The sequence below is a fragment of the Endozoicomonas sp. ALD040 genome (genome assembly GCF_049275945.1).
GTDB lineage: Bacteria > Pseudomonadota > Gammaproteobacteria > Pseudomonadales > Endozoicomonadaceae > Endozoicomonas_A.
In genome coordinates, this window is record NZ_CP184829.1 from 5,834,092 (window position 1) to 5,858,531 (window position 24,440).

The 24,440-nt window shown below is 46.2% G+C and carries 17 protein-coding genes; 11 read left to right on the forward strand and 6 right to left on the reverse strand.

Annotated elements, in window-relative coordinates; all coding sequences use genetic code 11:
• The first annotated feature begins 59 nt into the window (after positions 1–59).
• The 5 genes from ACOJUN_RS21055 (at position 60) to ACOJUN_RS21075 (ending at position 10,646) form a co-directional block, all read left to right on the forward strand.
• Positions 60–1,667: an F-box/WD repeat-containing protein gene (locus ACOJUN_RS21055; RefSeq protein ID WP_422133843.1), complete on the forward strand. Its 1,608-nt coding sequence runs from the start codon at positions 60–62 to the stop codon at positions 1,665–1,667.
• A gap of 149 nt (positions 1,668–1,816) precedes the next feature.
• Entirely contained in the window at positions 1,817–3,418 is a 1,602-nt protein-coding gene (locus ACOJUN_RS21060; protein ID WP_422133844.1) for an F-box/WD repeat-containing protein, read from the forward strand.
• Positions 3,419–3,567: 149 nt separating this feature from the next.
• On the forward strand, positions 3,568–5,130 hold the full coding sequence (locus ACOJUN_RS21065) for an F-box/WD repeat-containing protein (RefSeq protein WP_422133845.1): 1,563 nt from the start codon (positions 3,568–3,570) through the stop codon (positions 5,128–5,130).
• Between the two features lie 149 nt (positions 5,131–5,279).
• Positions 5,280–7,115: an RING finger domain-containing protein gene (locus ACOJUN_RS21070; RefSeq protein ID WP_422133846.1), complete on the forward strand. Its 1,836-nt coding sequence runs from the start codon at positions 5,280–5,282 to the stop codon at positions 7,113–7,115.
• Positions 7,116–7,469: 354 nt separating this feature from the next.
• Positions 7,470–10,646: a CHY zinc finger protein gene (locus tag ACOJUN_RS21075; RefSeq protein ID WP_422133847.1), complete on the forward strand. Its 3,177-nt coding sequence runs from the start codon at positions 7,470–7,472 to the stop codon at positions 10,644–10,646.
• A gap of 147 nt (positions 10,647–10,793) precedes the next feature.
• Here the strand turns inward: ACOJUN_RS21075 and ACOJUN_RS21080 are convergent, their stop codons facing one another.
• Positions 10,794–11,654, reverse strand: coding sequence for a trypsin-like serine protease (locus ACOJUN_RS21080; protein ID WP_422133848.1), 861 nt, complete (start codon positions 11,652–11,654; stop codon positions 10,794–10,796).
• A 253-nt stretch (positions 11,655–11,907) separates the two neighbouring features.
• Complete coding sequence (locus tag ACOJUN_RS21085) at positions 11,908–12,783, reverse strand: hypothetical protein (RefSeq protein WP_422133849.1); 876 nt, start codon at positions 12,781–12,783, stop codon at positions 11,908–11,910.
• A gap of 845 nt (positions 12,784–13,628) precedes the next feature.
• Here ACOJUN_RS21085 and ACOJUN_RS21090 point away from each other — a divergent pair.
• The 4 genes from ACOJUN_RS21090 (at position 13,629) to ACOJUN_RS21105 (ending at position 15,742) form a co-directional block, all read left to right on the forward strand.
• Positions 13,629–13,859 (forward strand): hypothetical protein, encoded by a 231-nt coding sequence (locus ACOJUN_RS21090; protein WP_422133850.1) that lies wholly within the window; start codon positions 13,629–13,631, stop codon positions 13,857–13,859.
• 133 nt (positions 13,860–13,992) lie between these two features.
• Positions 13,993–14,115 (forward strand): hypothetical protein, encoded by a 123-nt coding sequence (locus ACOJUN_RS21095; protein ID WP_422133851.1) that lies wholly within the window; start codon positions 13,993–13,995, stop codon positions 14,113–14,115.
• A 145-nt stretch (positions 14,116–14,260) separates the two neighbouring features.
• Entirely contained in the window at positions 14,261–15,454 is a 1,194-nt protein-coding gene (locus ACOJUN_RS21100; RefSeq protein WP_422133852.1) for an RtcB family protein, read from the forward strand.
• Positions 15,455–15,607: 153 nt separating this feature from the next.
• Positions 15,608–15,742, forward strand: a complete 135-nt coding sequence (locus tag ACOJUN_RS21105) for a hypothetical protein (RefSeq protein ID WP_422132603.1) — start codon at positions 15,608–15,610, stop codon at positions 15,740–15,742.
• 552 nt (positions 15,743–16,294) lie between these two features.
• Here ACOJUN_RS21105 and ACOJUN_RS21110 read toward each other — a convergent pair.
• Positions 16,295–16,867 carry a cyclin-dependent kinase inhibitor 3 family protein gene (locus tag ACOJUN_RS21110; protein ID WP_422133853.1) on the reverse strand — a complete coding sequence of 191 codons (573 nt, stop codon included), beginning with the start codon at positions 16,865–16,867 and terminating at the stop codon, positions 16,295–16,297.
• Between the two features lie 247 nt (positions 16,868–17,114).
• Here ACOJUN_RS21110 and ACOJUN_RS21115 point away from each other — a divergent pair, with 247 nt between their 5' ends.
• Positions 17,115–18,257 carry a Fic family protein gene (locus tag ACOJUN_RS21115; protein WP_422133854.1) on the forward strand — a complete coding sequence of 381 codons (1,143 nt, stop codon included), beginning with the start codon at positions 17,115–17,117 and terminating at the stop codon, positions 18,255–18,257.
• Positions 18,258–18,852: 595 nt separating this feature from the next.
• On the opposite strand, the gene ACOJUN_RS21120 is transcribed toward ACOJUN_RS21115, so the two are convergent.
• Positions 18,853–20,871: an alkyl/aryl-sulfatase gene (locus tag ACOJUN_RS21120; RefSeq protein WP_422133855.1), complete on the reverse strand. Its 2,019-nt coding sequence runs from the start codon at positions 20,869–20,871 to the stop codon at positions 18,853–18,855.
• 109 nt (positions 20,872–20,980) lie between these two features.
• Between ACOJUN_RS21120 and ACOJUN_RS21125 the strand changes: the two genes are divergently transcribed.
• On the forward strand, positions 20,981–21,892 hold the full coding sequence (locus ACOJUN_RS21125) for a LysR family transcriptional regulator (RefSeq protein ID WP_422133856.1): 912 nt from the start codon (positions 20,981–20,983) through the stop codon (positions 21,890–21,892).
• A 537-nt stretch (positions 21,893–22,429) separates the two neighbouring features.
• Here the strand turns inward: ACOJUN_RS21125 and ACOJUN_RS21130 are convergent.
• Positions 22,430–22,819 (reverse strand): hypothetical protein, encoded by a 390-nt coding sequence (locus tag ACOJUN_RS21130; protein WP_422133857.1) that lies wholly within the window; start codon positions 22,817–22,819, stop codon positions 22,430–22,432.
• Between the two features lie 132 nt (positions 22,820–22,951).
• Positions 22,952–24,061, reverse strand: coding sequence for a hypothetical protein (locus ACOJUN_RS21135; protein WP_422133858.1), 1,110 nt, complete (start codon positions 24,059–24,061; stop codon positions 22,952–22,954).
• Positions 24,062–24,440 lie beyond the last annotated feature (379 nt).

The window sequence follows — 24,440 nt, forward strand, 5'->3', positions numbered from 1 at the left end:
AATAATTTTTAAAGCTCCCTGGTGATCGAAAATAAACACCAACTTTGCAGGATTCAGACATGCATGGAATAAATAATAATTCCGTTATTGAACCACCACTAAAACAAGCTCAAGCTCTATCACTAACACCAACAGGTAACCTCGAGGGTAGGTCCATCACTGAAGCTGACAAGAAAGAAAAGCAAAAACTTTCATTGCAAGATTTAGCCTCAGATACACTTTCCATGATTTTTTGTCATTTGAAACTTCGGGATATTCGCAGTTTACAAAAGGTATGTACCCGCCTTCGCGACGTTATCAAGGAAGATAACACTCTGGCAAAAGCCTGGTATTGCCAGTTTTCTTCAGCACACCAGAATCAACTCACGATGACCCTCACTACAAAAACCGAGAATCAACTCCGTGCATGGTTTGAGCCGTTTTCCAATGATCAGGCGTTACTCGAGTCACTCACTGATCGCCAGCCGACGAGTGTTTATTCACCGGTATTATTTTTCACCAGGGCTAAACTGATGTCTCAATGTGAAACATTTGAATCAGTCACTAAAGCCACCATTGACAAAACTTATGATACCAACTCAGCGAACTGCATTGCTGAATACCTTCGTATATTAAACCGCAATCGAGTTAGCACGGCGGCCCTCAGTGCCGATGGCCGCTATCTGGTCACCGCCAATGGCGACAAAACGGCAAAAATCTACGGCCAAAAGGCTGATGGAACATGGGAAAAAAAAACCTCCCTGCCCCATAGCGGACTGGTCGAATCAGCGATTTTTAGTGCCTATGGACACCATGTAATCACCACCAGTGCGGGCTGCACGGCAGAGATATATGATCTGGGGTGCGATGAATCATGGAAACGAAAAATCATCATTCTCCATTATTATCAGATCCATTCAGCCGCCTTCAGCACCGATGGCCGACATGTATTGACCGGCAGTCTCGACGGAGAGGTGAAGATCCATAGCCACAAGCGCGATGGATCATGGAAATTAACAGCCATACTTTCCCTAGGATTTCGTCTCGAATCAGCAGCCCTCAGCAACGATGGCTGCCATCTGATAACCACCTGTTGGGATAATACCGCAAAAATCTATAGTCAGAGGGCTGATGAATCATGGGAAGAAAAGGATGCCATTCCCCATGATAGTTCTGTCATGTCAGCCGCCTTCAGCGCCGATGGTGGCTATGTGGTCACCACCAGTAAGGATTGCAAGGCGAGAATCTTCAGCAAGAAGGCCAATGGATCATGGGAAGAAAATAAAATCATTCAACACAGGAATCTGGTCAAATCGGCTAACTTCAGTCCTGATGGCCGACATCTAGCCACTGGCAGCAGCGATGGCACGAAAATCTACGGCCGAAAAGCTGATGGCTTTTGGGAAATAAAAGCCACCTTTTCCCATGGCAGGGCGGTCTCATCAGTCACCTTCAGTCCTGAAGGTCGCCATCTGCTGACTACTGCCTACTATGAGAAAACTGTGAAAATTATTGGTCAGCAGGATGATGGGACATGGTTAGAAAAAGCCACCATTGCCCATGATGACTTCGTCACATCGGCCACCTTTAGCGCTGATGGCAGTCAGGTGATCACCTCTTGTTCGGATGGCATAGTAAAAATCACTGAACTGCAAAGGAATCATTCATGGTCTGCTGTCACTGAGTGACACCATCTTGCAGGCACTGAACGTCATTTTGTTAGTTTTACTAACCAGCCTGTTATGAACTTTCATTCTGGAAATGCCTCTGACTAACTAAACAATTTTTAACCCTCGCCGGTGATCAAGAACAAACACCCGCTTTGCAGGATCCTGACATGCATGGAATCAATAATTCCGGTTTTGAACCACCACTGAAGCGAGCCCAGACCAGAGCACTGGCACTAACGGGTAACAATGCGGGCAGGTCCGTCTCTGTTGCTGAGAAGCAAGAAAAGCAAAAACTTTCATTGCAAGATTTAGCCTCAGGTACACTCTCCATGATTTTTTGCCATTTGAAACTTCGGGATATTCGCAGTTTACAAAAGGTATCTACCCGCCTTCGTGACGTTATCAAACAAGATAACGCTCTGGCAAAAGCCTGGTATCGCCAGTTTACTTCAGCACATCAGCAGCAACTAAGGATGACCATCAGTACAAAAAACAAGGATCAACTCCGCGCATGGTTAGAGTCATTTTCGAATAATAAAGCGTTAGCCGATTCACTCGCAGATCGTCGGCCGACGAGTGTTTATTTACCTGGTCTGTTATTTTTCACCAAGGCAAAGCTGATGTCTGAATGTGATACCTTTGAATTAGTTACTAAAGCCACCATTGACAAAACTTATAACACACACTTAACCAACAGCATTGACGATCTCGTCCGAATTAGACGCATCAATACAGTCCACTCGGCCGCACTGAGTGCCGATGGCCGCTATCTGGTGACCGCCAATGGAGACAATACGGCAAAAATCTACGGCCATAAGACTGATGGAACATGGGAAAAAAAAACCTCCATTCCCCATGACGGACGGGTCAAATCAGCGATTTTCAGTCCCGATGGTCATCATTTAGTCACCGCCAGTTCGGATCATGTGGCGAAGATATATGGTCTGAGTTGTGATGAATCATGGGAGCCAAACACTCTCATTCACCATCATGGTATCGTCAACTCAGCTAGCTTCAGCACCAATGGTCGACATGTCTTGACCGCCAGCTGGGATGGCACAGCGAAAATCCATAGCCGCAAGAACGATGGATCATGGGAGTTAGCGGCCACCCTTCCCAATCGGTCTTTTGTGCATTCAGCCATTTTCAGCATCGATGGCTGCCATGTATTAACCACCTCTGATAAAACGGTGGAAATCCATAGCCAGAAGTACGATGGATCATGGGAAGAAAAAGATATCATTCCCCATAATGGTTTTGTCATGTCAGCCACCTTCAGTGCCGATAATGGCTTTGCGGCCACTGCCGGTTTGGATGGCAAGGCGAAAATCTATGGCAAGAGGGCCGATGGGTCATGGGAAGAAAGTGCCTTCAATCAAGGGGAAGCTGTCAGCTCGATCACCTTCAGCCCCGACAGCCGACATCTGGTGACTGCCGGCAACGATTACAAAGTAAAAATTTACGGCAGAAAAGCCAATGGCTTGTGGCAAGAAAAAGCCACCTTTTCCCATAAGGATTCTGTCTCATCCGCCACCTTCAGCCCTGATGGCCGCCATCTGGTGACTGCCAGCCGGGACAAAACGGCGAAAATCATTGGTCAGCAGGACGATGGCTCATGGTCAGAAAAAGCCACCATTGTTCATCATGACTGGCTCTCATCGGCCTCCTTTAATGCCGATGGCAGTCAGGTGATCAGCTCCAGTGAGGATGGCATAGTAAAAATCACTGAACTACGCAGGAATCATTTATTGTCTGCAGTCAGTGGGTGACACTATTCTGCATGGGCCGAAAGTCATTTTGTCAGTTTCACTAACCAACCTGTTATGAACTTTCATTCTGGAAATGTCTCTGACTAACTAAATAATTTTTAAACCTCCCTGATGATCGAGATTAAACACCCACTTTGTAGGATCCAGACATGCATGGAATCAATAATTCCGGTTTTGAACCTCCACTGACGCGAGCCAGAGCCAGAGCGCTGGCACTAACGGCTGACCATCAGGGTAGGTCCATCACAGTAGCTGACAAGAAAGAAAAGCAAAAACTTTCATTACAGGATTTGGCCTCAGATACACTTTCCATGATTTTTTGCCATTTGAAACTTCGGGATATTCGCAGTTTACAAAAGGTATCTACCCGTCTTCGCGACGTTATCAAGCAAGATAACGCTCTGGCAAAAGCCTGGTATCGCCAGTTTACTTCAGCACATCAGCAGCAACTAAGGATGACCCTCAGTACAAAAAACAAGGATCAACTCCGTGCATGGTTTGAGTCATTTTCGAATAATAAAGCGTTAGCCGATTCACTCGCAGATCGCCGACCGACGAGTGTTTATTTACCTGGTCTGTTATTTTTCACCAAGGCTAAGCTGATGTCTGAATGTGATACCTTTGAATTGGTTACTAAAGCCAACATTGACGATCTCATCCGAATTGGAAGCATCAATGTAGTCTACTCGGCCGCACTCAGTGCCGATGGCCGCTATCTGGTGACCGCCAATGGAGACAATACGGCAAAAATCTACGGCCATAAGCCTGATGGAACATGGGAAAAAAATACCACCATTGCCCATGAAGGACGGGTCAGATCAGCGATTTTCAGCCCCGATGGTCATCATGCAGTCACCGCCAGTTCGGATGGTACGGCGAAGATATATGATCTGAGTTGTGATGAATCATGGGAGCCAAACACCCTCATTCACCATAATGGTATCGTCAAATCAGCCAGCTTTAGCAGCAATGGTCGAAATATCCTGACCGCCAGTTGGGATTATACAGCGAAAATCCATAGTCGAAAGAACGATGGATCATGGGAGCTAACGGCCACCCTTCCCAATGAGACTTTTTTCTATGATGCCATTTTCAGCATCGATGGCTGCCATGTATTAACCGCCTCTGATAACACGGTGACAATCCATAGCCAGAAGTACGATGGATCATGGGAAGAAAAAGATACCATTACCCATGTTAGTAACGTCTTGTCAGCCATCTTCAGAGCCGACACTGGCAATGTGATCGCCAACACTCCTGATCGGAAGGCGAAAATCTATGGCAAGGAGGCCGATGGATCATGGAAAAAAAATACCACCATTCAACACTGGGTCAAATCCGCCAGATTCAGCACCGATAACCACCATCTGGTGACTGTCGGCTACGATCACAGAGTAAAAATTTACCGCAGAAAAGCCAATGGCTCGTGGAAAGTAAAAACCACCTTTTCCCATAAGAGTCACGTCATATCAGCCAACTTCAGCCCTGATGGCCGCCATCTGGTGACTGCCAGCCTTGATAAAACGGCAAAAATCATTGGTCAGCAAGATGATGGGTCCTGGTCAGAAAAAGCCACCATTGTTCATGATGACTGGCTCTCATCGGCCACCTTTAGCGCTGATGGCAGCCAGGTGATCACCTCCAGCGAGTATGGCATGGTAAAAATCACTGAACTGCGGAGACATCATTTTTTGTCTGCTGTCACTGGATAACATCACCCTGTAGGTGCTGAAAGAAACTTTATCCGTTGCGCTAAACAAGATGTTATGAACTTTCATGCTAAAACCCATTCTGATTTACAGAATCAATGTTTACTGTCTTTGCTAACCGGAAATAAACGCTAACTTTGGAGGAGCCAGACATGGACGGAATTAATAATAACTCCAGCATTTCAGGTTCATACTCGCCACCACCAAAGCGAGCTCGCCGGGGAAGTGTATCATCTTCTGTTAGTGAGGGTAGAACCTCCGATGTCACTGAAAAAACAGCATTGAATGCTTTAATCAACATTAGTGCTTTCAGCGACAGTGCATTCAAACTGGAACAAGCGCAAGTTACTGACGAGAATTGTTCAGTCTGTTATGGGTCACACACGGCAAGTATAATGAAAACGCCATGTAAACACCTTTTTCACGTGCATTGTTTGTATCAGTGGCTGCAAACCAGACTGCGAAACAGGACAGTTAAAACCTGCCCTGTTTGTCGCGCAGAATTGATTAGCTTAAGGAACAAACTTAAAGACTTAAATGGGCTATTGGATAAATACGACGGTTGTTACTCATTAGATATTGCTGCCAGAGCAGTGAACGAATGGAATAAAGCAGAAGCATGTCATGGAGTCTTATATCATTTTGTCCAACTTTGCAGACATAACAGCCAGGCATCGGATGATTTACAGTATGTAAGTATCCTGCGAAAAATAATTCATCCGGTTATAAAAGCTGAGATTATCCATAAATATAAGATCAACTCCGCCGTCTTCAGCAGCAATGGCCACCTGGTAATAACCGCCAGTGACGATGGAACGGCAAAAATCTATGGCTACCAGGCGGATGGATCATGGCAAGAAGAAGTCACTATCAGCCACTATGGTCCGATCAAATCAGCCTCCTTCAGTCAGGATGGACGACATGTGGTCACTGTCGGCAGGCATCACAGGGCGAAAATTACTGGCCAAAAGGACGATGGAACCTGGGAAACAGAAGCCACTATTCACCATAGTGGTTCGATCGAATCAGCCTCCTTCAGTGCCGATGGCAACCATGTACTGACTGTATCTAATGGGCAAAGGGAGAGAGTCGTTGAAATTAATGCCGATGGTCAGCTTTTTGTAACTATAAAAAACAAAAATCGGGTGACAGTAGCTGGCAAGCGAGCCGATCAAGTCTGGAAAGAAAAAGCCATCATTGTCCATGACAACACTGTCAACTCAGCCATCTTCAGTGCAGATAGCCTCCATCTGGTGACCGCCAGTGAGGATCATACTGCGAAAATCTTTGCTCAGAAAAACGATGGATCATGGCAAGAAGAAATGACCATTCGCCATAATACTCCGGTCAAATCAGCTAGCTTCAGTGCTGATGGCAGCCATATTGTGACTGTCGGTAAGGATAACGAGGTAAAAATCACTGGCCAGTGGAGCGATGGTTTATGGAAAGAAAGTGTCATCATTACCCATGATAAGACGGTCAATTCAGCCAGCTTCAGTGCCGATAGCCACCATCTGGTGACCGCCAGTGATGATAGAAAGGCGAAAATCTATGGTCTGAAAGATGATGGCTCATGGAAAGAAGATGCCACCATTCACCATAAAGGTATGATTAACTCAGCCACCTTCAGCGCCAATAGCCGTTATGTAATAACCGCCAGTGAAGATGGTAAAGCAAAAATCTATAGCCTGACGGATGATGGATTATGGGAAGAAGAAACCATCATCCGCCATTATGACCCAGTGATATCAGCCACCTTCAGCCCCGATAGCCGCTTTGTGTTAACCGCTGGTGTAGATAGAAGGGCGAAAATCTATAGCCGTAGGGGCGATGCAACATGGAAACATGAAGTCACCATCCGACATGGTGGTCCGATAAAACCAGCCTCCTTCAGCAACGATAGTCGCTTTGTGGTGACCGCCGGCAGAGGTCCCATGGCGATGGGTGGTCACAAGGCAACAATCACTGAGTTATGGAAGGAAGACTGATTGAATAGAAAGCTCATCCGAAAAACCCGTTGTAAATACTTAACTGGCCAGATAGACAAGTATTTTTCTGGCAAAGAAGTTGATTCAGCGAAAAGCACTCTGGCACAAGACAATTAACCGTTTAGCGATTCAGAAATTTTTGGCTATTCTCTGTTTCTACAACAAATAATGAAATCAACCAATGATGTTCCTTTATTTTTCCAGAACAGAAAGTCAAAACGGATTGTCCTGCCGTTTGCTATCAGGCGAAAAGAATGGAATTGATATTATTGACACAGCCTTTTTTGAGGGATTCGAATGCAAATTTGTCGTTTATTCATAGCATTTGTTGTTTCTCTGATAACTATCGTAGTTGTGCCATCAGTCTATTCTTCAACCATCATCGACCGACATAATCCCGATGGACAAAGAGTTCAGATTGAAATCAGCGACGATACAGATCCCCGGGATGTGAGTCATTGGCAAGTGAGTTTGCTGCTTTCGGAAAGCTTCAATGACCGAAACAGCATTCTTTGCTTTAAGGCACCTGTGGTACCAACTGATTTGAACAGTATCGCAATATGGGTCACGAACGACTTGAGTGACTATTGCTATAAGCTAGTGCTTCCAAATGAGAAGCAAACACCCGTCTTCCGGCCTCTCTCACAAGGTGCCTCTGAGAATAGCGCACTGGTTCGCTTGAAATCCACGACGGCGGACAGACCAGAGCTTATTTCTGTAACCACCGATCAACCGCTGAACGACAAAACCCAGGCTAGCCCGCTGACCCTTCTGCTCTATCCCGACAACCTGCCCGACATTGGGCTGAAAATCGGGCAAACCCGAAATAACACAATCACATTGAAAGGAGCCGGGTTCGCTGGCAAAACCGATTTTACCGGTGGCGGTAATGGAGGCTTCTTCTATTCGCCTCCCCCCCCGGGAGGCGGAGGGGGAAGACCATCGGGATTCTTCGAAATTGACCTGGTTATCCTGAAACCCGTCATCAACTGGCTGATGTCCATAGGCAAGGATTCTGTCTCGTTTGCGGAACAGCGATCCCCGGCGCGTCTGAAAATGACACGCGTCAATGCCGACGGCTCTTCCAGTGAGGCCGTTATACCCGTTGGTTGGCTTAACTTCCTGAATATAGAACAACTGACCGATGTTAATTTCTGGAACACCCTCTTCCAGCGTGCCGCCACTACTTGCCCAGCCAGCGAGAGCCTTCAGTGGCAGCTTGACTGTCTAAAACTATTTCTTGAGTACACTGCCTTGAAGACAGATCATGCTGATGTATTAAAGGCAGGTAATGGGGATGGGGAGTCATCGGATAAGGTACAAGATAAATCACTAAAGAACGAAAATAACGACCATCAAAAAGAAAAAAAAGGTGCCCCTGAAGATCAGGAGCGCAATTCACAGCGAGAAGACAATGATAGCAGTGGAGATGGTAATAACAGAAAAGACGACAATGGAAAAGAAAGTGAAAAAAACAGCAGGACTCAAGACCTTCAGGTACTGGCGAAGCAACTTGTAGCCATCATTGAAAGCGACGATCCCGATGCCGTTTTTAAGCTGAGGCAAATACTGGTTGAGCTGAACATGCCTCTGCGTTTGCAGGTTTTGGAAACAAAAAGCACAAACACCGAGGGCATTAGTCTCACGCCCCTTGAGGCGATATTGAAGCTGCAGCGTTCCTTCTACGAAAACTCAACACGCAACCGTTTTATCGAACAGCTGATAGAAGCCACCAGTGATAAAACACGGACTTTGGATGATATTAAGATTCCGTCTGAACTCCAGCCGATAATTCCACCTGACCGGACTCTGTCCGAAGCTGGAAACAAGAACCTGATCATTTTGTATAAAATTGTTCGGGATATAATCCACAGAGTCAACCAATCCAGCCAACAGCCACCTATAGGACAATTTGAAAAATGTTGCTTTGCAGAGTACTTCGTTCAATTGTTCCTGCTCCGTTCCAACCCACTTGAACTTATTCTTTATCCGTTAGGACAAATATCAGATCCGGAAGTAAGGCTAGATATTCTTATTGGCGCACAGTCATTTACACTTTCCACCTCTTTTTTATATACCGTTACACAATTCCCTCAACACCCATCGTTTCATGAATTAAAACATTTCTTAAATCGACTGTTGATTCAGTTAAAAACTTACACTTTACCACAGCAGCCTCCACTGCAAGGGGCTGCAATCATTAGTAGAGACAGCACTTCTAACAGAACAATAGCCTCTGGCTTTGCCGACAACTCCCTTCTCACTCGGCAACCTTATTCCCAACCATCCCTGCCTGCACCGATGAAGTATACCCACGGACTACTTTCAGATACCCCAGCGATTACTCCGGGAAATCCATCTAATGCAGGCGACAGCCCCAACAATCAAGAATTTCAAACTATCAATTGTGGTTTAGAAAAGCTGGAAACTGTTTTAAATGAGTACAGCAGGCTAAGAATCGAAGTTGAGCTGAAAAGAGGAGCTCAGGAAAAACAAGAAAATAAAAGACAACAGATTGAAGAGTTAACTGAAAAAGTTAAAGGGCTAAGCAAAGAGAATCGAGAGTTAAGAATGGAGGCTGAAGGGTTAAGAAGGCAGAATCAAGCGTTAAATACAGATAACCAGGGATTACGGAGCTGCGTGAGCTACCTGCAGGCTGAAAACGAATGCTTTAGTAAACAACTTGAAAAGGCGCAGTATGTGCTCAGAGAGCTACGAGAATCATTAAACGCTATGCCCCATTGGGCGCAAGAACCTATGACAGCCGCCAGCCCGCCGATGGGAAGCAATGGTGCCGGGCATAGTGGTTCTTACCAGCAGTCGGGCACTCACAATGAGCTTGCAACCCCTTCGTATGAGGCGACAAACTCATCCAATGAGCATTCAGAGCTACCATCAGTAGACGATATGCCCCATGGAGAGCAGCAACCGATTTCAACGACCAGCCCGTCGAAGGCACAGTCGACGACATCTGTACAAAAAAAACCAATGTCGCTCTGTTTTCATTACTACAGACTCTGCCTTCTGAAATTTGACTGCTGCAGATTCTATTTCCCCTGCCATAGATGTCATAACGAAAGTGATCTATGCGAGGTTACGAATAAACTGCCGTTTGATGCAAAACAGTTTCAATGTTCTCTCTGCAAATATGAGGGGGACATTACAGAAAACTCCCAGAAATGCCCTGGCTGCCACCAGCAAATGTCGGAATATTTCTGTGCACGTTGCAAACTCTTTACCTCTAGCGAAAGATCCATGTTCCACTGCGATAAATGTGATGCTTGCCATAGGAGCAAGGATAAACTCTTTCACTGTGATGTTTGCAACCTTTGCCTTGATATAAATTTACAAAGCACGCACAAATGCCGGCAAATCTCAGGGCGCGAAACCTGCTGCATCTGTCTGGAAGAGGTCCCCGGCAGCCGTTTTGTCCTTCCCTGCTCCCACCAGGTCCACGGGGAGTGCGGCCTTGCGATGGTTCAAAACAGGTTAAAACACTGCCCTGTTTGCAGGCATCCCCTATACCCGTAAGAAGGTGAACATGAACATAATAATTGCCCGACGGTGTGCATTTATTGAAAGCGGTTTAACACGCCTTTTCTTTCCCATAATCCCTGGGTGATCTGCATTGATCCTGGTCAGTGAGATGCAGAGTTGTGAGACTCTGCCCTATCCCAATTATATTGTTTCTCCTGTCATGCGGGTTTCTTTGAGCTTTCTACTTACATATAGAATGGCTGTTATTCCAAGAAGAGTGCCAACAACACCAGCTCCAATGCCAACAGTAATGTCAAAAATACAAAAAACATCCTTCCAATTATCTTTTTGAGACTTTTCTAAACTGGTATTATCTACGATAAAATCAAGATATTTTGATAGGGTTTCGAAGATAATTACGCCACCAGCCACGCCAGCGCTTGCGTCAAGTAATCCTAATAAATATGCAGTACCGTTCATGCTGTAGAATAGGGGGCCTCCGGAATTGCCATTTTCTGCATAACCAGCATAATTTAACTCATAAACTGAATTCTTAACTGATAACCATGTAAGAATCACTTTCTTCAAGGCATCGTGATCTGAATAAGCAGCAGCGTAAATGGGATTGATTTTATATAAATCATTTATTAAATATGTTTTATTATCGATTAAGGGTAGCTTTATACCTTTCTCATCCAGAAAAATTTTTTGATCTAGCTCAACTATCGCAAAGTCATAATTATAAATAATTCGTGAAGAATCAAATTTCGAGTACAATATATATCTGCTTGCTTTAACCGAAAATGGAGTCAAAGCATTTTTAAAATGAGCCTTAAGGCAGTCAGCATCCGGAAAAGAATCTAACGCATGAGCAACCGTTACTATATGTCTGTCTGATATCAATACTCCAGTAAAAGTGCCACCGGTATTTGTCATTTTAACAACCCAAGGTAGCAAGCCAGGTGCAACAACTTGAGTGGGTTCTGTGTATCGCTTTTGTCTATCTAATGCAAAAATGCAACTGGAGTAGACAATTAGAAAAACCAGCCCAAAATAGTGCATAACGACCTCACCTCAACCTTTCATACTATAAATTCAAAAAGGTAGTCTATAAACGCGACATAAATCGGGTTTTCGAAGGTCTCCAGGAGGCTGTCGGACTTGAGCGTCCGTCTGGATATGCTGGCGTATCCATTGATCCAGTCGTGGTATAGGTAGAATTTTCCCGTAAGTTACACATTGGTAGTCGTGTATGACTTTTAGTCGCCTGCCAGCGCTCGGCTGAAGCAGGCGGTTATGTTCCTTGAAACATCAATTATCGATAACGGAAATAAAGGTGCATAAGCCAATGATATGTTTGCCAAAAATAGTTTAGCGATGTTCTTATTAAAGTTCGGGTATGAGTAAGTAATCTATCATCAATATTGTGTTCATCATCCGGTCTTATTGCTTGTGCTTGCACAATTACATCTTGATCAGCATTCAACATTTGAATTTGGCCTTCCCGTAGCTCCAGAAAAACAACTTGAGGATTTATAACTGTAGTCCTGCGTGCATTTAATAGTGAACGATGATGAGCAATGGCATTTCTACAAATCGTATTAGTGACAGACGCACCTATAGAACCAACTATTAATGGTCGCTGTAAGTAAGAAGGGCATAGATTTACAAAAAACATCATGTGTGCGAAAGTGGCCGAGCCGGCACCTTGCAGTATTGGACTTAACGTGCCACTGATTCCATTATATCTGCAATAAGCTATCATTCCGGCAAAACAGACACTGGCTGAAAAAATAGTCACTCCATTTGGATAGCGTACCATCAGTCTTCTTATTGCTTGCGGTATCCATTCACCTGGAAAGAGATTGGCTCCCCGATTGATGCTATAGGGGATAAGCATCCCAGCATTTCGCATCTGCTCAAGTTGTTGTGAAAGCTGCTGAAGGAGTTCTTCATCTTCGGCATGCACATAAAATGTTTGTTGACCAATTTTCACCCAGCGTTTCTGCCAGTGACATGGGTCACGATCATCACCGCCGCTTGCTCCTCCTGATGAGGATATCGTGGGTGGGGGAGGCATCAGATCTGACCCCGCCATAGAGCTGGGACATACATCTAAAAATATGAATGTTAGCGTAACTAATACTCTAAAGCGGTAGAATAATATTTTGGCTTCATAAATAAATGACATATAGGTAACCCCTACGTCAGGATAGATATCGCCTCTTTTGATACATGACTTTCAATAAGTGAGAGCAGATAAAAAGAGACTGTTTTGGCTCGCTGCTGCAAAAAATGGAAGAACCCATTTTCCAGAAGGTGATGCTAGCAGCCTGTCGGACTTAAGCGTCCGTAGCGAGGATTGCAAGAAATTGAGGATAAAAATCTCTGTTTCTGAGGAGAATAGCGAGCTATTTGACGAAGAAACAGAGATTTTTAGACCAATTTATTGCAACCGCAGTAGGACAGTCTTAAGTCCGACAGGCTGCCAGGAGCCTGACCGAGAATAGCGCCCGTCTAGGCGACCCCGTAGCGAGGACGGCAGAAAATTGAGGATGAAAATTCGGTTTTGTGAGGAGAATAGCGAGCTATTTGACGAACAAAAGCGGATTTTCAGACCAATTTGCTGCCGTCGCACGACTGCATGGATGCAGGAGCTAGAGCAACGCAGGAGCAGTTGCCGACGACTGCATGGATGCAGGAGCTAGAGCAACGCAGGAGCAGTTGCCGACGACTGCATGGATGCAGGAGCTAGAGCAACGCAGGAGCAGTTGCCGACGACTGCATGGATGCAGGAGCTAGAGCAACGCAGGAGCAGTTGCCGACGACTGCATGGATGCAGGAGCTAGAGCAACGCAGGAGCAGTTGCCGACGACTGCATGGATGCAGGAGCTAGAGCAACGCAGGAGCAGTTGCCGCATAGGGCAGACTATTCTCGGTCAGGCTCCTAGCCAGTAATGTTTTCGTGGCTCAGCTTAAAAAAGAGAAACCGGCATTACTGATGCAGCTCTGTATACTTGACGCAAACAGACAAAAGTGCAAGGTATACTCGTGCCCGGTGATGGTAAGAATCCATCGGCTCTGTTAGTTCTGACAAACAAGGCAAAGGGAACTTGTACTGTGAAGGCCCACGCCAGGCTCAACCTGTCGATACACAGGGTTCAGCGCTGGCAAAAAATGAAGAACAGGTACGGGAAGATAAACGTCAAAGGGAAGGTAACCTGTCCTGTCGTCACAGAAACACTGGAGAACTTGAGGATAGCTTAAAATTAAACCTCTACATATCAGTGCCTTATTTTTTTTCAGCTCATAATGAACTTATTGGCACGGCATTTGGTCTAACCATTCAGTACATCTGAAACAATCAATGAGCAAGCCATCAACTTTCAGGGAGCGCAATATGAGAGATGAGATTTTAGAACGTATTAAAGACCACAACGTCATTATTCACTATGCCATTGAATCCGGGAGCTGCGCCTGGGGAGTAGCGAAACGAAAACCATTCAGGCTATGCTGGGACTGAATGAATTCATGGAGTCACAACTCTCTGTGCTGGAAGCCTTCAAGGGCAGCCAGCAAACGACTGTGGGATCATTTGAGACCATCAATCACCTGCTCCATAAAATTTTGGACCATACCGCTGAAAAAAATAAGAGAGGTGCAACATCATGCCAGTGATTACTTTGCTAGAGGGTACCGATAGCCAAAAGCCAGTTAAGATTTGGACGGATGAGGTCAGCCCACAGGCACTTGAACAGATGCGTAAAGTCGCCAGCCTGCCCTTTATTCACAAACATGTGGCTGGCATGCCTGATATCCATCTGGGCAAAGGTGCAACAATAGGATCGGTTATTGCTACCACAGAAGCCATTATTCCTGCCGCAGTTGGCGTCGATATAGGCTGTGGCATGAATGCGGTTCAGTTATCGCTGAAAGCCTCTGATCTGCCGGACAACCTTCTGGCCATCCGGCATGATATTGAAAAGGCTATTCCCCTTGGAGCCGGCGGACAGCATAAAGAAGCGCAAATAGCCGGAGATTCATCTGTTGCTCATGGCTTGCAACGTATTCTGGAAAAGCATCCGGATATTGTTCGTAGAGGCAATCGGGACAAGTTTGTTCGTCAGATGGGCAGTCTGGGTTCTGGCAATCACTTTATTGAACTGTGCCTGGATGAACACGACAACGTATGGGTAATGTTGCATTCCGGAAGCCGGGGTATCGGTAACCAGATAGGTCAGTACTTTATTCATCTGGCTCGAAAAGACATGGAAAGGCAGCAGATTCATCTGCCCGACAGAGACCTCGGCTACCTGAAGGAAGGCTCGGACCACTTTGATGATTACGTTGAAGCCGTGGCATGGGCACAAAACTACGCCCTGCTGAACCGGGAACACATGATGAACAGTATTCTCAACGTATTGCACCAGCATCTGAAACCGTTCACCGTCATCAATGAAGCTATTAACTGCCACCACAACTTTGTTGAGCAGGAGCTACATGATGGCCAGCAAGTCTGGGTAACTCGTAAAGGAGCCATCCGGGCCAGAAACAACGAACTGGGCATTATACCCGGCTCTATGGGAGCCAGGTCTTACATTATCCGTGGCAGAGGCAATCCCGAAGCATTTTGCAGCTGCGCTCACGGAGCTGGACGGAGCATGTCCCGTACCGCTGCCAAAAAAACCTTCTCTGTTCGTGATCTTGAAGATCAGACACAGGGCATAGAGTGCAGAAAGGACAAAGGCGTACTGGATGAAATTCCCGCCGCTTACAAAAATATCGATAAGGTCATGAGCCTGCAGAACGATCTGGTTGAGGTCGTGTGCACACTGCGACAGATCGTTAATGTGAAAGGCTAGTGCAGCTAAGCTCTGATATCCATACACCCCTCGTTCCCACGCAACAGAGGGTGTCGCAAAACCCGTTCCCCTCACGTCATTTCCGGCCTCACTCCCGTCATTCCCGCGAAGGCGGGAATCCACACAGACTCATCACCAGAACCATACTGCCCGGTGTCCCCCTGGCCTTTTCATCCGCGAGAAGGCAGAGACCCGCTGTTGGCGCTGGATTCCCGCCTTCGCGGGAATGACGACCTCAGAGTATCGGAACGAGTGGCCTGTATGGATATCAAGGCTTGGCTGCACTAGGAAAAAAGAGAAGTAGCAATGGTCTGGAGTTACCGAGTGATTGAAACCTGAAACCATGAATCCAGGTTTGCAGTGCGCAACGTGTATTACCAGGATGAAGGCAACATTCAAGGCCGGAATGGAAAGATACCAACAACATTCAGGAGACCGAACAATGAAAAAGCAAAAAAACGCTCGTAAGCACTCGCCTTCGGCGGTGCTGAAACTGATGCAAGGCCCTATGTTTCGCCAACGTCGGGAAGAGCTGAAAAACCGCTAAGTACTAAGCCATACGGAATCGAATATTTCTGGCTTATTGGGCAGGTGCTCTGCAAGGCGCAACGACGGGAACATAGCAATCTATGTGACCAGAGTTGCAACGCATCACGACTGCATGGATGCAGGAGCTAGAGCAACGCAGGAGCAGTTGCCGCGAGTGCCTGAACAATAAGTCAGAAAATATGATTTCGTATGGTTGAGTACTTATAACCGTAAAGATAAACATCGTGGTCGCAGCGATATCAGGCTGCACCAGAAAGCATTGAATGAGACAGTGTTTTCTTGTGCGGCTTGTTAAACTTTTTTTGCTTTAGTGTTGACAGGGTGATTGCCCGAGGGCATAGACCGCACGTAATCTTCCTGTTCCCTGGTTTCTATGGCTCCGATCCTGGCTTTTCGTACATTTGAAATAGCCTCATCAGATGATGCACCATAGGCCATTAGCAGTCTGGCAACCAACAGTCCGGTGCGCCCAAGCCCTCCACGACAATGAACCAATACTTTCTTCCCCTGGTCCAGGCAACGATAAATCGTATTAACAGACTGCTGCCAATGCTGTTCAAATCGGGCATCAGGAATGGAGAAATCTTTTATCGGCAAATGCAGCCACTGCATACCTGCTTTGTTAACTTCATCTTCAAGCTCATTGATACCCAGCATGTGGAACTCATGTTCTTCAATCAGAGAGATCACCAGCACTGCGCCCCATTTTTTTATAGCGGTAATGTCTTTAGCCAGATCCCGGCTCCAGTCCTCTCCAAACATTGACTGCCCCTTTTTACCGGGTGCAACGGCCATGCCCAGAATTCCACCTCCGGGAATAGAAACGCTATCAATGACTAAAGGATTTGATTGTGATGCTCGCATTTAAATGATTCCCGGACTTTATTCTGAGTTAATAATCGATATTCCCATAGTTTCTGACGGAATCTTTTAGTATATCCGAACAATCCGTTTTTGCAGATTTACGGAATTAGTTGTGACTGATGTTGTGTTCAGTAGTTTTGATTGACCCTGTAATCTTGTTGTTTGAGCCAATTAATACTACTATTTAGCTCATAATTTGAGTCGATTAAGATTCACAACCGGCTCACTATCTTGGGTAAACCCGTAAATGACCGATTATTCACCAACGCTGTGGATCTGGCAAAACAAAGACTGGCCCCAGTTTTGCTGGCAAGAAGAGGCTGTATTACCTCTGCTCAGAGAAGTTCGCTTCAGCTTGGGAGTCCTGTTAGGAAAAGCCAGCACTACCCAGAGTGATAAAGCAGAAGCCTCTGCACTGGACACCCTGCTGGAAAACATCATCACCTCTTCTGCCATCGAAGGTGAACGCCTTAATGCCCAGTCTGTCCGGTCATCACTGGCGAAACGCCTGAATCTCAAAGGTACTGATGACACTGCCTACCCGACTTCCGAGCGAACCGAAGGGTTGGCAGAAATGATGCTGGATGCAATCACTAACCTGGATGACCCTCTGAGTCTGGATCGTCTTTTCCAATGGCACCGCTGGCTGTTTCCCAATACAGAGTTTACCTTTCACAAGGTTCAGGCAGGTCAGTTAAGGAGCGATGAACCCATGCAGGTGGTGTCCGGACGTATTGATCGGCCCACCGTTCATTTTGAAGCACCGCCAAGAAGTGTATTGACCTCAGAGCTGGAGCGATTCTTTGACTGGTTTAACCAGAGCAGAAACGATCCAAAGTGTGATCCCCTGCTTCGTGCTGCCATCAGTCATTTCTGGTTTGTGACACTGCATCCTTTTGATGATGGTAATGGGCGATTAACCCGGGCTATTACCGACCTGGCCCTGGCACAAGCCGATGCCCAAAGCATCCGGCTCTACGCTGTGTCCAGCGCGATTCTGGATAATCGCAAAGCGTATTATCAGATCCTGGAACAATCCCAGCGTGGGAAGGTGGACATCACCCACTGGCTGCTCTGGTTTTTACAAATGCTCGATGAAACGATCAAAGCCTCGTTGAGAAAGATTGATCGTACACTACACAAAACGCGGTTCTGGCAGGCATTTCACGATACGGGGCTTTCCGATGAGCAGATCAAAGTACTTAACCGGCTACTCGACGGCGGGGAGAAAGGGTTTGAATCCGGGATCAGTGCATCGCAATACCAGAAGGTGGCAAAAGTCAGCAAGGCAACAGCTACCCGACATTTGTCTTATTTATTGAATAAAGGATGTATTGAGAAATTGCCGGGTGGTGGTCGCAGTACCCGGTATCAGGTCGCTCGTAAATGATCAGACGCTACATATCAACTACCGGAATGTTCTCTTGTCGTGACGGAGCAATAGCCATAACCGGGTCAATCACCAAAGCGATATGTGTTCCAAAAGTCGCTTATTCCGTTCCATGTAAACACTTCAGCAAGGCCAAACCAGACTGCGCCAGCGATCATTGAGGAAATAAGTCAGCAATGTGTTTGGCATTTACGCAGCATGACGTTCTTTAGTAATCCTGAGCCAATTCGCAGCCCCTGGTGATGATTGTCAACGGCGGGCCGCCCCACATAACTCCGGCTTATGCGCATGTGACAAGGCGATAACTCATCCAAAGCTGAAAGTCTTATAGCACCTACAGCCGCTTTGTAATCCATTAGATCCTGATATCGGACTCTGCGATGCCAGCACCAACCTGTGTCTGGACCGCCAGAGGATCAGACATACCCTGCAGCTCTTCTGCCACGACAGTCACATGTCATAGTCAATGGCGTCTGCAAATGCGTGTGGAGGAATTTTTTTCACTAAAAGATTCGGATAAAGTTTGTAAATAGAAAAAAAGGTTGAGATGACTACTGTCGTTCATCCCAACCAAAAAATCATTCAAAGAAAGTCATTAGCTGGCAGGCATTGGAATGATCTCAAACATTCCGTCAAAGTCATCCAGAGTTGCTGACAGCTTTTCTATCAGCTCTGCGTTGCCTTTGATCTCAGCATCACCTGACTTCAGGAGGGTTGTCAGGGAAGTTTGACCCAGCGCCATTTTTGTCAGGTCAGTTTTTTGAATGACCAGTTCAACATCAGTCTCCGGCAGTGTTTCCACTTCTATATTACTCATATTGGCGTTTGAAACTTCACCAAAAAAGCGCTGCTCCAAGTCCGGGTGATAAAGGCCAAAACTAAAGTCTAAACCCGCCTGCTCCGCTTTTTCGGCATTGAGGCGAACCGCCAGAAAGTCAAGAAACATGCCTGTTGGCGTATTAGCAATAACATCGGCAGAGGCCAGCTTAATGGATGGTTTGATCTCTCCGGTTCTCAACTCCACTGCACCTTGCAGGTAGGAGTTGCGCCACGCCATGGTTTCTGACTGATAACCCTGTTGCTCAAAGCTGTCAGCCAGTGCATAGCGATAATCCAGATTATCCGGGTGACATTGCACCAGATCGTTGAACAGCTGGGATGCTTCTTGATATTGCCCGTTATTGAAGTGTGAAACTCCTGCGCTATAAAGTGCCTCTGCACCCGCTGCATCCACATAAACACAGGACTTGTCTCTGGTTTCAAGCGGGTTGGTGTTTACCGGGTTCATATCGTGATAACCAAGATATAAATTGACCACCGCGCGAGCGTTGTGACTGTATGAACCGTGGTAGCCATTGGTGTGCCAGGTCTGCTTTTGAACCTCTGGCACCAGCTTCTCAATTTCACGACCTACGTCGTTAATAGTGGTGCCATGGTTGGCCAGGCGCATGGCCTGATTGTGAATAAAGCCATAGTTATCCCGCTGCAGGGTCATATACTCGGCAATTTCGTTGTTTTCAGTGGCGGGATCATTCCAGACTGGTGCCGAGTGTGCAGCGTGAATACTGTCAACCATTCCGGAATCCACAAAACGCATTTTCAGTTCAGTCAGATACTTGGTCCAGACCAGAGCATCACGAACTTTTGCTCCCCGGAAAGTGTAGATGTTATGCATGCCGTCATAAGTGAGCTCAGCGGTATTGAGTGAGCGGTATTGCGGAACATAGAGCACCATTTCCGCAGGTGCTTCAGCGCCCGGCATATTTATGGCATGAAACTCCAGGCCATCAATATTAATCACTTTTTCACGTGACGTAATTTCTGTCGTAGGCGCCACAAGAGTGACCTCGCCCCTTGACGTACCCAACCCCAGAGCATTGTCAACGATGCCTTTGGTACTATTGGTTAACGTTGTTCCATACTGATAGTTTGCCCGGCGGCCCATAGCAGTACCGGCGATGACGTTTTCGTCAGCCAGCTCTTTGATGAAATCTTTTGGCGCGTAGATTTGCGCGCCTTCGGCGAAGTTGCCGGACTCATAGACACCCCTGGAACCACCAAAGTGATCAGCATGCATATGGGAGTAAATCATCCCGGTAATTTTATGCTCACCATTGATTTCAGGCAGGTGTGTTTTGGCAAAATCCCAAGCAGCTGCAGCCGCTTCCCGGGACAACAACGGATCATGAATGACATAGCCGTTTTTGGATCGATAAATGGTCATATTGGATAGATCAGCCCCGCGAATCTGATAGACACCATCCGTCACCTGATACAAGCCACCCGCCGTATAATTCAGCATACCCTGACGCCAGATAGACGGATTCACCGTGGCAGGTATTTCGTCAATCGACATATCCGTCATGTACTGAAAACGATTTTTCAGCTCTCCCGCAGCATGATTGCCAAATTCTGCGATCAGCCCTTTGCGGGTACGTTCAAAAGCGGATACATCTTTCCATGGCAGGTTTTTTGCCAGATTCTGGTTTGCCTGTTCAGTATGGGCAGTGGCAGGTTTGCCCTGATAGTCCTCAAGGCTGGTATATTCAGCACTTGCATTAAACGACGCAAGAATAGCAAGGGTAATAGCTGATAGAGTCTGTGTCGGTTTCATAGTGGTCCTTATTCACAGTTGAACTGAAGACTCGATCACTTTAATGGCTAAATTCATAATGATAAATTTACGATTTTTTAGTTTAATCATCACTGCTGGTTATATATTGATGAAAGCATCAAAGTTCGACCTTAATCTCCTGCGAGTTTTTCTGGCGGTCTATCGCTATCAATCAATCACAGTGGCGGCTGAGGTTATGGAGCTAACCCAGCCCGGCGTCAGTGGCGCATTAAAGAGAATGCAAAACCAATTGGGAGATACCCTGTTTGTTCGTGATGGCCGAGGCATTGCGCCAACGGATTTTGCCCACGAAATAGCCCGCCAGATTGAGCCCGCCCTGGAAACTATAAACAATACTCTCATTGATATGCAGGGACTCAGCCATCATGGAAAGCGCCGGTTCATCGTGTATACCCCAGAGCCCGTAATGCTGATACTGCTCCCCAAGATTGAAGCTGACTCAACATTGGAAAACCGGGAAATAGTGCTTTTCCCAACACCGACCACTGAGGAAGAGTTACTTGATAAGCTCAATTTACGGCAAGCGGATTTAGCAATAGATTTTGCTCATGTCTCCACCTTATCTTATTTTTCCCAGCCTTTGTTTACTGACCAGATCTGCCTGATTGCCAGCCAATCCCACCCCAGAATCCAGGGAAGCGTTACAGCTGAGCAGTTTTATCAGGAAAAACATATAACGTTGAAACTAAGGCGTGAAAATACATTTTTGGCAGACTCTTTTACGCAAGAGCCCCTGCAACCAAGGAAGGTTATGGCTGAGTGCGACTCCCTGCTTGCGTTAATGGCTCTGGTAGCCAGTAGTGAAAGTATTGGCACTATGAGCAGCAGTCTGGCAAAGATGTTTTCTCAACAATTTGGTTTACAGATCATGAAAATACCGTTTCGTTCTTTGCCCATTAACTACAAATTGCTAGCCCATAGCCGGGTCCGGAATAGCAAAACCAACTGCTGGTTGCGCAGTAAAATTCTGTCTTATGTCACAGAGTTAAGGGGTGAATAGAAAAGGGCGGGCAGATCATTCCTGAAAAAGCTCCGTGACGGCACGATTCTGGATGGACTTCTTTGCTATCTTCCAGAACTCAAGTGCTCAGGAGGGTGTCAAAAAAGTAGCAAGCAAAGCTGCTGATGAGCAGGCAATTCCCCACACCGCAGGTAAATCACGCAGAGATATGACAGAAGCAAGCATTCAACAGACCTGTCCCAGGTACTTTCATACTCTTTTTAATGCAACTGGTGAAGGCACCTGACCACTTTCAGCATAAATTAGCCGGATCGAACCAGGTTGGCCGTAGAAATTCAGGTATAACCACAGATGATGAAAACCGGACAGGTTTGAGAAACTACAACCAATGGACAAAGGGGGAGCAAAGGACTTGCTTGCAAGATGCATGCAAGGAAGGCCAACAACAGGCTGACGCCATTTCGAAGCTTCTCTGGAAACGTCAATCGCAAGATTGGCGTTTTTTTTCGTCTGGTTGTACCTTTAACAACGCACTTCAGCAATGCGCCAGCCAAAAGTTCTTATCGTGTCAGATCATCACCGCAGCATCCACATTTTAGCCCTGCGCCCCGGTATGTATAGCCTACGCCATTGGCTGTTTACTATGAATGTGTCAGCAGGTTCGATGACATCAAAGTAAGTTTGATGCCAGAAGAATTTGTGCTCCTCCGTATTTACCCAATACTCCTGGCCATGTTCACACTTGTTGATAGCAACCACCGCAGCGGCGTCAGGCTCACCTCGGCTAAAAAGAAGAAAACAATCACCCTGCCCTATTATTCTCATTGGTAGCCCCTGGTTGGTTCTGTGAACTTCGAGCAACAGATTCTTGGCATCTTCATCCTTAATTCGCGTAAGCCCCCCAAGCTCGTTGAAGGTCTTACGCGAATGAAGATGAGAGCCGGTTACAGCAACGCTCGTCAGCAAACAGCGCCATGAATATCACGTTTTCCTGACAAGCCCTGGCAATCCGGGGACTGGAAGTTATGCTGTGGAATAGGCGAACAGAACCGCCTTTAATAACATGGCAGGGTCATCAGCTGGGCACCTGCCGCCGAACTACAAACTCTGATAATTTGCCCTGTGGTAGAGTTTGTAAATCAGGTAGCCCACAGAAGCAATCACACCAATTAAAACAAACGCTGCAACTTCTCCAGCTACTCCTTCTCCGATGGAGTCAGCAGGTTTTTTGCCAGAATGCTTTGGATCAGGTTTACCTTTACAACCAGGCATACAGCCTTTGGGTCTGCAAATCACAGATTTGCTGCCGGTCAACGACGAATTAGACCACGTATACTGGGCTGAACAAGATTTGCATGTAATAAAATCACCCTTCCTCTCATAATCCATTTCATCAGAATTAAAAGCGTACGAAGAGTTGAATGTACACTGCTCTTTTGACTTGGGGTTAACGCATGACCCATTTACATCAAGACCTGCAACACCTTCTGGTGATATAACTTCACTACAATTGTACATCCCCCTTTCTCGGCAATGAAAATAATAAGTATCGTTAGCCCTTGGACATCCGGGGTCATAGTCTTTTGCAGAAGCGTTTAATAAGTAGGATGACCTGATGCAAGTATCGCTTACCACTACGCAGAACAGCTGGTTTCTTAGTCTAACCGGAGCCCCATCAGGGATACTGATATCCGATGGCAGCTTGATCATTGTTTGCACTCCGGAATTTTGCTGGCTATCAAAGATAAAATAATGCTTTGTAACATTCATCTCTTCATCGCCTTGTTGCATGTAATAAGCCGTTAGCTCAATTCCATTTGTAACATTAACGGTACTCAATACAGGCGGTTGATAGGGCAAGTTATCAGCATAAAGATCTATAGACAGGAGACCTGCTGTAGCCGACCGATTATGTGAAGTTTGAATATGGCCAAGCTTCACGCTACCGGGACTCAGTACATTTATGTCAACGGCTTGCATGAATAGCGCGAGTATTTGCTTGGCGCAGGATGGCGAGGTAAAAATATGCTTTTTTGAAACCCGCACCCCAATACAAGGTTGAGCCTTTTCTGCAATGTAAATCCGGGGTTGAAAGTAAACAAGATTTTCGAAAGCGTTGCCCTGCGTATTTTCTTCGGCAAAGCTTTGAGCAGATAAAATTAGCAATAACAAACAATAGAAAAATGTTTTGTAGTTGTGCAGTCTCATAATAAATAACCTCTGATGAATTAACACTTACGCCGCCTGCTTATTTACAGCGGGTAGCGCTGCCGTAGCAGTTAGACTCGGAAAAACCTTCAGGCAGTAAAAAATACTGAAGCAGGTATGTACCAAGGCAATTGTTTTCATGATATTCATACACACAGCAGGCTTTAGAAGACCTGAGAGATACGATAGAAGCGACGATGCAGTATAGCTTGTAGCGCTCGGTCTGGACTGAAAACCTGAGCAAGCTTCAAGGCATAAAATCCTACGTTTAGACCTGGAAAAAAATATCAGTTCGAAACGTAGAGTTGAACAGAAGTAAGCGAACAGACTCCCTCCAGGAGGCCGACCGAACAGATAAAAACATCAGACACCTGACCGG